13 protein-coding genes and 1 pseudogene are annotated in these 9,746 nt (G+C 32.9%); 6 read left to right on the forward strand and 8 right to left on the reverse strand.

Features of this window, described 5'->3' with window-relative positions:
- The first annotated feature begins 2 nt into the window (after positions 1–2).
- The 4 genes from ACIQ66_RS00655 to ACIQ66_RS00670 all read left to right on the forward strand — a co-directional run bounded on the left by ACIQ66_RS00655 (position 3) and on the right by ACIQ66_RS00670 (position 4,312).
- Positions 3–2,321, forward strand: coding sequence for a penicillin-binding protein 1A (locus tag ACIQ66_RS00655; RefSeq protein ID WP_396210887.1), 2,319 nt, complete (start codon positions 3–5; stop codon positions 2,319–2,321).
- Between the two features lie 156 nt (positions 2,322–2,477).
- The gene (locus ACIQ66_RS00660; RefSeq protein WP_396210888.1) at positions 2,478–3,179 is read left to right on the forward strand and encodes a CoA transferase subunit A; all 702 of its coding nucleotides are present in this window, start codon (positions 2,478–2,480) and stop codon (positions 3,177–3,179) included.
- A gap of 29 nt (positions 3,180–3,208) precedes the next feature.
- Positions 3,209–3,553, forward strand: a complete 345-nt coding sequence (locus ACIQ66_RS00665; RefSeq protein ID WP_396210889.1) for a four helix bundle protein — start codon at positions 3,209–3,211, stop codon at positions 3,551–3,553.
- Between the two features lie 102 nt (positions 3,554–3,655).
- Complete coding sequence (locus tag ACIQ66_RS00670) at positions 3,656–4,312, forward strand: CoA transferase subunit B (RefSeq protein WP_396210890.1); 657 nt, start codon at positions 3,656–3,658, stop codon at positions 4,310–4,312.
- 70 nt (positions 4,313–4,382) lie between these two features.
- Here ACIQ66_RS00670 and ACIQ66_RS00675 read toward each other — a convergent pair whose 3' ends face one another.
- From ACIQ66_RS00675 to ACIQ66_RS00685, 3 genes and pseudogenes are all read right to left on the reverse strand, one after another.
- Positions 4,383–4,778 carry a hypothetical protein gene (locus ACIQ66_RS00675; RefSeq protein ID WP_396210891.1) on the reverse strand — a complete coding sequence of 132 codons (396 nt, stop codon included), beginning with the start codon at positions 4,776–4,778 and terminating at the stop codon, positions 4,383–4,385.
- Positions 4,779–4,872: 94 nt separating this feature from the next.
- Positions 4,873–5,063: pseudogene (locus ACIQ66_RS00680) on the reverse strand (fumarate hydratase C-terminal domain-containing protein); the annotation flags it as partial.
- A gap of 228 nt (positions 5,064–5,291) precedes the next feature.
- On the reverse strand, positions 5,292–5,642 hold the full coding sequence (locus tag ACIQ66_RS00685; protein ID WP_396210892.1) for a helix-turn-helix domain-containing protein: 351 nt from the start codon (positions 5,640–5,642) through the stop codon (positions 5,292–5,294).
- Between the two features lie 109 nt (positions 5,643–5,751).
- Between ACIQ66_RS00685 and ACIQ66_RS00690 the strand changes: the two genes are divergently transcribed.
- Together ACIQ66_RS00690 and ACIQ66_RS00695 are read left to right on the forward strand one after the other, a co-directional pair.
- Entirely contained in the window at positions 5,752–6,096 is a 345-nt protein-coding gene (locus ACIQ66_RS00690; RefSeq protein ID WP_396210893.1) for a hypothetical protein, read from the forward strand.
- A complete protein-coding gene (locus tag ACIQ66_RS00695; protein WP_396210894.1) occupies positions 6,093–6,500 on the forward strand; it encodes a hypothetical protein in 408 nt (135 codons plus the stop codon). The genes ACIQ66_RS00690 and ACIQ66_RS00695 overlap by 4 nt, the downstream gene beginning before the upstream one ends.
- Positions 6,501–6,887: 387 nt before the next feature.
- Here ACIQ66_RS00695 and ACIQ66_RS00700 read toward each other — a convergent pair whose 3' ends face one another.
- The 5 genes from ACIQ66_RS00700 to ACIQ66_RS00720 all read right to left on the reverse strand — a co-directional run.
- Complete coding sequence (locus tag ACIQ66_RS00700; RefSeq protein ID WP_396210895.1) at positions 6,888–7,211, reverse strand: type II toxin-antitoxin system PemK/MazF family toxin; 324 nt, start codon at positions 7,209–7,211, stop codon at positions 6,888–6,890.
- Positions 7,202–7,447: an AbrB/MazE/SpoVT family DNA-binding domain-containing protein gene (locus ACIQ66_RS00705; protein WP_396210896.1), complete on the reverse strand. Its 246-nt coding sequence runs from the start codon at positions 7,445–7,447 to the stop codon at positions 7,202–7,204. The genes ACIQ66_RS00700 and ACIQ66_RS00705 overlap by 10 nt, the downstream gene beginning before the upstream one ends.
- A gap of 170 nt (positions 7,448–7,617) precedes the next feature.
- Entirely contained in the window at positions 7,618–9,219 is a 1,602-nt protein-coding gene (locus tag ACIQ66_RS00710) for a fumarate hydratase (RefSeq protein WP_396210897.1), read from the reverse strand.
- A gap of 43 nt (positions 9,220–9,262) precedes the next feature.
- Positions 9,263–9,430, reverse strand: a complete 168-nt coding sequence (locus ACIQ66_RS00715) for a hypothetical protein (RefSeq protein ID WP_396210898.1) — start codon at positions 9,428–9,430, stop codon at positions 9,263–9,265.
- Between the two features lie 68 nt (positions 9,431–9,498).
- On the reverse strand, positions 9,499–9,746 hold a 248-nt coding region (locus ACIQ66_RS00720; RefSeq protein WP_396210899.1), incomplete at its 5' end, for an OmpA family protein.

A 9,746-nucleotide genomic window follows, 5' to 3' on the forward strand; every position in this document is an offset into this window, starting at 1 on the left:
GTATGGCCACAACAAAATCTAATACTGCAAATCAGATAAAAGACATTAATTACTATAAAAAGAAATTTTGGAAAATCTTCTTGTACGGACTTGGAGGCATCTTTTTATTCTTTCTTTTTGCATCTTGGGGACTTTTTGGTTCAATGCCTTCGTTTGAAGATTTAGAAAATCCTAATTCAAATTTGGCAACCGAAATTATTTCTACCGATGGTGTTACTATTGGTAAATTTTACAACGAAAACCGTACTTCAATAAAATATAGCGACTTGCCAAAACACCTAGTTAACGCATTAGTTTCCACCGAAGACGAACGTTTTTATGACCATTCAGGTATTGATGGTCGCGGAACATTACGAGCCATGATGAGCTTAGGCTCTAAAGGTGGTGCAAGTACACTTACTCAACAATTAGCCAAACTTCTTTTTCATGGAGAAGGTTCTAAATTTTTACCTTTTAGAATTGTTCAGAAAGCAAAAGAATGGATTATCGCTATTCGTTTAGAAAGACAATATACTAAAAATGAAATCATTGCAATGTATCTCAACAAAGCCGATTTTGTGAATACTGCTGTTGGAATTCGTTCGGCAGCAAAGGTTTATTTCGGAAAAGAACCTCGCGATTTATCTATTGAAGAAAGCGCAATGCTTGTTGGAATGCTAAAAAATCCTTCACTATTTAATCCTGTTCGCCGAATAGAAAAAGTACAAGATAGAAGAAATGTTGTGTTTGGACAAATGGTAAAAAACGGATTTCTTAAAGAATCAGATAAAGAAAAATTAGAAAAAAAACCTATCGTTTTACATTTCAAACCAGAAAGTCATCATGAAGGAATCGCAACTTATTTTAGAGAATATCTTCGTGATTTTATGAAAAAATGGATGGCAGAAAACAAAAAACCAGATGGTTCAGATTACGATATCTATAAAGATGGTTTGAAAATATATACCACTATCGATTCGCGCATGCAAACCTATGCAGAAGAAGCGGTTACTGACCATTTAACCAATCTACAAAAAGAATTTGACGCCCAACAAAAAGGCAATAAAAACGCACCATTTGTAAATATTTCTGATGCTGAAACTAAAAAATTGATGATGCAAGCCATGAAAAACTCCGAAAGATGGAGACAAATGGAAGCACAAGGAAAAGACGAGGATGTTATTATCAAATCATTTGCAGTCAAAACCAAAATGAAAGTTTTCACATGGAAAGGCGAAAGAGATACCATAATGTCGCCAACAGATTCTATAAGATATTACAAACATTTTCTACAATCGGGCGTGATGGCTATGGAACCACAAACTGGTCATATCAAAGCATGGGTTGGCGGAATCAACTACAAATATTTCCAATACGACCACGTAGGGCAAGGCGCACGTCAAGTTGGATCAACATTCAAACCTTTTGTGTATGCAACAGCTATCGAACAATTAGGTGCTTCACCATGCGATACTATTATCGACGGTCCATTTATGATAAGAAAAGGGCGTCACCACGTAACCGAAGATTGGGAACCTCGTAATTCTGATCAACGTTATCGCGGAATGGTTTCTCTCAAAAAAGCATTGGCAAATTCTATTAACACCGTTTCGGCCAAACTAATCGACAGAGTTGGTCCAGAAGCAGTAGTCGAACTAACGCACAAATTAGGCGTTAAATCTGACATACCTGTTCAACCATCTATTGCACTTGGAGCCGTTGATATTACAGTTCATGATATGGTGGCGGCTTATAGCACATTTGCCAATCAAGGTGTTTACATCAAACCACAATTTATTTCAAGAATCGAAGATAAAAATGGTGTTGTAATTTACGAACCAATTCCCGAATCGCATGATGTATTGAACAAAGACATTGCTTTTGCTGTTATCAAATTGCTTGAAGGTGTTACCGAAGGCGGTTCAGGAGATAGACTTCGTACCGATGGTGGTGGTCATGGCTACAACCGTGTAACAGGTTATCCGTATGTGCTTAAAAATCCTATTGCTGGAAAAACAGGTACAACACAAAATCAATCTGATGGTTGGTTTATGGGAATGGTTCCTAATCTTGTAACAGGTGTTTGGGTTGGCTGCGAAGACCGTTCGGCTCGTTTCAAAAGCATTACCTATGGTCAAGGAGCAACGGCAGCCTTACCTATTTGGGGTATTTTTATGAAAAAATGTTATGCAGACGAAAAGCTAAACGTTTCTACCGAAGAATTTGAAAAACCAGTCAACCTATCTATAAAAGTAGATTGTTGGGAACCAAGAGCCTATACACCAGCCGAAAACGATACCATTCAGGCCGAACAAGATATTGATGAATTTCAAATTGAATAATTTAGGAGCTAATCCTGCTGTACGCTATATCTTTATCTTTTTAAAGAAAAAAGATAAAGGTAATTGCGAGAGCAATTCGACCATCAGGGCTAGACTATCAGAATGTTTAGGAACAAATAAAAGTTAGTGAAAATATAAAAAACATAGTTTCAAAATATGATTAACAAAAAAGTAAACTCTGTTCAAGAAGCACTTCAAGGTATTGAAGACAATATGACCATAATGCTAGGCGGTTTCGGACTTTGCGGAATTCCAGAAAACAGCATTGCCGAATTGGTTAAAAAAGGAACTAAAAACCTAACTTGTATTTCCAACAATGCAGGTGTTGACGATTTTGGTTTGGGATTATTATTACAACAAAAACAAATCAAAAAAATGATTTCGTCTTACGTTGGTGAAAATGCCGAGTTTGAACGTCAAATGCTTTCAGGCGAACTCGATGTAGAACTAATTCCACAAGGAACTCTTGCGGAACGTTGTCGTGCTGCTCAAGCAGGAATTCCGGCTTTCTTTACACCTGCTGGTTACGGAACCGAAGTTGCTATTGGAAAAGAAGTTCGCGAATTCAACGGAAAAATGCACGTAATGGAACACGCTTTCAAAGCGGATTTTTCTATTGTAAAAGCTTGGAAAGGTGACGAAGCAGGAAATTTAATTTTCAAAGGAACCGCAAGAAACTTCAACCCATGTATGTGTGGCGCAGGAAAAATAACCATCGCCGAAGTAGAAGAACTAGTTCCAGCTGGTACATTAGATCCAAATCAAGTTCATATTCCTGGCATCTTGATTCAAAGAATTTTCCAAGGAGAAAAATTTGAAAAAAGAATTGAGCAGAGAACAACACGAAGCAAAATGTAATAATTAATCAATTTTATAGTGTAACAATTATGGAAGAAAATGTAATACTTACTAAATCTATTGAATTCAGTTTAGAAATAATAACTTTTTGTGAATTGTTAGAAGAAAAAAGAAAATATGTTATCGCAAATCAATTGCTAAAATCTGGAACAAGTATTGGAGCAAACATTCATGAAGCGCAAAATGCAGAGAGCAGAGCTGACTTTATTCATAAGATGAAAATTGCTGCAAAAGAAATTGAAGAAACAAAGTATTGGCTTTTATTATGTGAAAGAGCAAAATCTTATCCTTTTAATGATGATTTAAAAGAACAAATAAGAGTAATTTCGTTAATTGTATATAAGATTATTTCATCAAGTAAATCAAATAAATAATATAACAATTGGTTAATGTAGCAATTAAATAATTTACAAATTAATACATTGGTACATTAATCAATTGTTACATTTTCACATTAACAAATTTTTACATTAACTATGTTAGATAAAAACGACATTGCAAGACGAATAGCTAAAGAAGTTAAAGACGGTTATTATGTAAACTTAGGAATTGGTATTCCAACATTGGTTGCCAATTATGTCCGTACTGATATTTCGGTTGAATTTCAAAGTGAAAACGGTGTTCTCGGCATGGGACCATTCCCGTTTGAAGGCGAAGAAGATGCCGATTTAATCAACGCTGGAAAACAGACCATCACGACTTTGCCTGGTGCAAGTTTCTTTGATTCTGCTTTTAGTTTCGGGATGATTCGCGGTCAACATGTAGATTTAACAATTCTTGGTGCCATGGAAGTTTCAGAAAACGGCGATATTGCCAACTGGAAAATTCCGGGAAAAATGGTAAAAGGTATGGGTGGCGCAATGGATTTGGTAGCTTCTGCCGAAAACATAATTGTAGCCATGATGCATGTGAACAAGGCTGGCGAAAGTAAAATTCTTAAAAAATGTTCATTGCCGCTAACGGGTGTTGGCTGTGTGAAAAAAGTAGTTACTGAATTAGCCGTTTTAGAAATCACTCCAAAAGGATTTAAACTATTAGAACGTGCACCAGGAGTTTCTGTCGAACATATTATTGCCTCAACCGAAGCTGATTTAATTATTGAAGGCGATATTCCTGAGATGAATATAAACTAGAAATTCTTTTTAGAAAAGAAAGCCACAAAATTCAATAGAGTTCTGTGGCTTTTTTAATTTTGAAATTTATTTAATTTTTTGATTCTAAATACTCTATAATCACAGGCGATGCATGAGCAAAACTTGGAAATTGTTCCACCATACTTACTGCTCGTTTTTTATTTAATTTATAAGTCAAATCAAATTCGGTAGTAAATAAAATTGCAGATAAAAACGGATTATTTATAAATTCCAACAACCTAGAAAAAGCATTTTCTATCGTATGAATTTCAATAATTTCTTCCTGCTGAAACTTAAATTTTAACTCCAATTTCAAAACATCGTCATCCATTATCGGACGAACGTAAATATTCATCAATTCGGCATTTCCGATGGTTTTTGCTAAAGTTAATTTGGCAAAAGTTCCATCATCTAAACTCGATTTAACTTTGGTGTAAAATTCTGAAAATGTTTCTTTAAAAGGCATATTAAGAGTATTTGTAAAATAGTTAACCGCAAATTCACAAATTATCTAAATCTATTTTAGACTAAAAATTTGCGAATTTGCGGTAATCTTTAAATTATAAATTAGCAAAGATATCGTTTCCTTTATCATCATTAATAATTAATGCAGGGAAATCTTTAACTGTAATTTTTCTCGCGGCTTCCATTCCTAGTTCTTCAAAATCTACAACCTCAACTTTAAGATATTATCTTGAGCCAAAATTACCACAGAACAACCTATTGAATCAAAATAAAAACCATCTTGCTTGTTCACCCTTCTATTCATTTTTGACATCTATTTATTTTTTTGAAAGACGCAATCACATTCTCCTTCTTTGACAAAACTATTACAAGAAAATAAATAATAAAATAATCTTGAAAGCGTTTACTATTTAATATTTGAAAGTTTATTTGTTTGTAAACTAATTTTTAGTAGTTACTGTTATCTTTAAAATATTTCAATTTACGCAAAATTTATACACAACTTCAGAATCTCTTATTTTCCCATTAACAACTTCATCACAGCAATTTGCTCTTTTAACGCCTGTATGGTTTCTTCGTATTGTTGAATCAGTTTTTCGGGATATAATATGTTATTGTAACCATTATTTCCTGTTGAATGACTGATATTAAAAATTTTCTTATCATCAAACCCTAAAACTTCCATTGGTTGAACTTCTAGGATAGCACTAATTTCGTTCAATCGATTAATCGTTAATTGTGTTTCTCCAGTTTCAATTTTACTATACGCACGGGTAGATAGCCCTAATTGTTGCGCGACATATTCTTGCGTAAAATTCTTCAATTCACGAATTTGTTTAATCTTAATTTCAGGTTGCTGTATCATACTATGAGAATTAATAGTTCAAAATTAGAATAAATTAATCAAATTAAGAAATTTTTTAGAGATTTTTTTTTGAGGTGGTGTGGTATTTTTGTTTAAAATATAATTTTTTATGGAACAATGTAAAACATTAGGTAAAGAAACTTATTTTCTATTTAGCTATTGTCCCGACAACCTAGTTCTAGTTTATGGGTTTTCAAAATCAAAACAAAAATTAAAAATTTTAAAAGATGAATTTATTTACAAAGTAATTTGTCGTATGCAATTTTTAGTAGAACAAGACAAGCTAAACAACACAAATAATTATAGAAAATTATCTTTTTATAACGATCCCAAATGGATGGAAGCAGGAGTTGACAGAATTCTTAGTCCATATGTTGCTAAACTTGTTTTAGATGTATTTCCAAATGAAATACTGGAAAAAATTATTAATCAAAAAAAAACTAGTTTATTATGAATACATTTATTTTAATTCTTCAAGTTTTATCTGTAATTATTGGATTACTTTTTTTATTTAAATCATGGAATAAAGAAACACAGACCTATGAGAAAGAATCGTTAAAGGCATTCATTAGTTGTGTAGCATTTTTTATTTTATTGAATTACTTTAAAAGTTCAGATATTCAAATCAATAATATTGAAGAGGCTAATAATTTATTATTAAACAAATCTAAAACAGAAATTTTTGAACTGATTGGAAAACCAGATTCTGATTTAACGAGTTTTTATGGAGAAAAATATTTCATTTATAATTGTAGTAAAAGAGGAGTTTTTTATCAATTAAATGATGCTGATGATTGTAAAGATTTACGTTTATATATTGATGAATCAGGTTTTTGTTACAAAATAGAAATTTTTTAGAATTTAATTTTTATGTAAAACTTCTTTTTTTTCTCATAAAAATGCCCCAAATAGTGTCTAACTTTTTGGGGCATGTTCACTCTGACAGGATTTTTTTTATATTCTTTTCTTCATCCTAATGACTTAATACCGAGAAGAAATCATTCCCTTTATCATCCGTAATAATAAAAGCAGGGAAATGGTTAATTGTTCAAAATATAATTTATTGGGGTTTAAACCCTAAAAAAATATAATATTTTGTGATTTTAGACATTACTATTTTGATTGACCGCCAAATATAATATCTTAAAATCAAGAGATTAATATACCTACAAGGTTTTGGGAAACCTTGCAGGAGAGCAAAAAACCTTCTTAGAGTTCATAATAGTGAGAGGGTTATGTTTTTATTTAGTCAACAAACGTTTCTTTAATTACGTTTTTAACTTTCACTACTTCTTTAGCTGTTAAGGTTTCGAAGCCTTTTACTATTCGAGCTCTGTCTATTGTTCGTATTTGGTCAATAGCAATCCAACCCTTTGTTTGATTGTGTTTTATTTCTATTCTTGTGGGGTAGGGTTTAGAACTCGTTGTCATGGGAGCAACAACTATGGTTTGTAAATATTTATTCATTTCATTTGGAGACAAAACCACGCAGGGTCTTGTATTTTTCATTTCGCTTCCCATCGTAGGATCAAGATTAACCAATACGATATCATATTGATTTATTTCCATTCTTCAAAAGTTTCGTCTTCAAACACGTCATTCATAAATAGTTGGTCGTCTCCGTTTTCATGCATTTTTTGGAATGCTTTTTCCCAACCAACTCTTGGTTCAGTTTTAGGTTTTAAAACAATAAACCCTTTTTCTAGAATGACTTCTATTTTATCATGAATGTTATATTTTTCAAGGATTGTTTTAGAAAGCCTAATCCCTTTTGAGTTTCCGATGTTTATTACTGAAAGTTCCATGTCTGTTTTTTGTTATTACAAAGTAATTACAATTATTTTAATTTTCAAAATTATTTTAATATATTTTTTAGGACAATATCAAATCCATAATTTTTAAAGTAAAAAAAACTGCAAGTCTTTCAACTCACAGGTTTGTCTATTTTCTATATTCTATTCTCTTTGTTCTAAGACTAAAGATTCATAAAAAAATCATTTCCTTTATCATCAGTGATAATAAAAGCTGGGAAATCTTTAACTGTAATTTTTCTCACGGCTTCCATTCCGAGTTCTTCGAAATCTACAACCTCAACTTTTAAGATATTATCTTGCGCTAAAATTGCTGCTGGACCACCTATTGAGCCTAAATAGAATCCGCCGTAGGTTTTACAAGCGTCCATTACTTGTTTGGTTCGGTTTCCTTTTGCCAACATAATCATGCTTCCCCCCGCTTTTTGGAATTCTTCTACATAAACATCCATTCTTCCTGCTGTTGTTGGTCCGAAACTTCCTGATGGCATTCCGTCTGGAGTTTTTGCTGGTCCAGCGTAATATACGGGATGATTTTTAAAATACTCAGGCATTGGTTTCCCTGCATCTAAAAGTTCTTTAATTTTTGCATGAGCAATATCTCTAGCAACAATTAAAGTTCCGTTTAACTTTAAACGCGTTTTGATTGGATATTTAGATAATTCAGCTAAAATTTCAGTCATCGGACGATTCAAATCTACCTCAACTGCAGCCTCCAAATGCGGTGGGACTACTGGTAAAAATTGCTGCGGATTTACTTCCAATTGTTCTAAGAAAATTCCGTCTTTAGTGATTTTTCCTTTGATATTTCTATCGGCTGAACATGAAACCCCTAATCCAACTGGACAAGAAGCAGCATGTCTTGGCAAACGAATTACACGAACATCATGCGCAAAATATTTTCCTCCAAATTGTGCACCAATAGCACTTTCTTGACAATATTGCAGCACTTTTTGTTCCCATTCTAAATCGCGAAAAGCCTGGCCAGACATGTTTCCTGTAGTTGGAAGATGGTCAAAATAGCCTGCAGAAGCTTTTTTAACAGCTGCTAAATTTGCCTCGGCAGAAGTTCCTCCAATCACTAAAGCTAAATGGTAAGGTGGACAAGCAGAAGTTCCTAAATCTTTAATTTTTTCACGAACAAACTCTTCCATTGATTTTTCATTCAATAGTGATTTTGTTTTTTGATATAAGAATGTTTTGTTTGCTGAGCCGCCACCTTTTGTTAAAAACAAAAACTCGTAAGAAGCTCCTTTTTTGGCATAAATATCAATTTGAGCTGGTAAATTTGATCCTGAATTCTTCTCTTCAAACATCGAAATCGGGACAATTTGTGAGTAACGAAGATTTTTATTTTGAAACGTATTGAAAATCCCTTTTGACAACCATTCGGCATCATCAGCACCTGTAAAAACACTTTCGCCTTTTTTTGCCATCACAATTGCTGTTCCTGTATCTTGACACGATGGCAACTGTCCTTCAACAGCTACAGCTGCGTTTTGCAACAAATTATAAGCTACAAATCGGTCGTTATCAGTCGCTTCTGGATCATTCAAAATATTGTTTAGCTTTTGTAAATGAGCTGTTCTCAACATAAATGAAACATCGTTCATGGCTTCTTGCGCTAACAATTCTAATCCTTTTGGGTTAATAGTTAGAATTTCTCTGTCTCCAAATTGCTCAACTTTTACGTAGTCAGACGTAAGTTTTTTGTATTGCGTATCGTCTTTTAAAATTGGATACGGATCTTGGTATATAAAGTCCATTTTAGAATTTTTTTGAACTGTAAAGTTAAGGAAAGTTGATGATTTATTTAAACGAATAAAAGAGAATAAATGCTAAAATAATTACGGTTATAAATCCTAGAAACGAGTTGTCGTTTTTAGCAACTTCTTCAATTGTTTTTTTGCCACCATAAAAGATCCACATTGCAATATTTCCAACGAAATGATTTATTAATTTATGAAACAAATTCATTTTGAATTTTTAGAAAAAGCCTCTATATAAAAATATTAGAGGCTTTTACATATATAAAATATTATAATTTACTTCACAATCAAGAACTCGCTTCTTCTGTTTTGCGCGTATTGTTCTTCGGTGCATGTTTGTCCGCAATCAACTTTTGGTTCTGTTTCTCCAAATCCTTTTCCAGAGATTCTGGCTCTATCGATTCCTTTAGAGATTACGTATTGTACGGTTGATTTTGCTCTTCTGTCTGATAAGTTTAGGTTGTAGGTATCACTTCCTCTGTTATCTGTATGCGATTTGGCCAAGATTACTAGTTTTGGATTGT

This window comes from Flavobacterium sp. (genome assembly GCF_044377315.1).
Lineage (GTDB): Bacteria > Bacteroidota > Bacteroidia > Flavobacteriales > Flavobacteriaceae > Flavobacterium.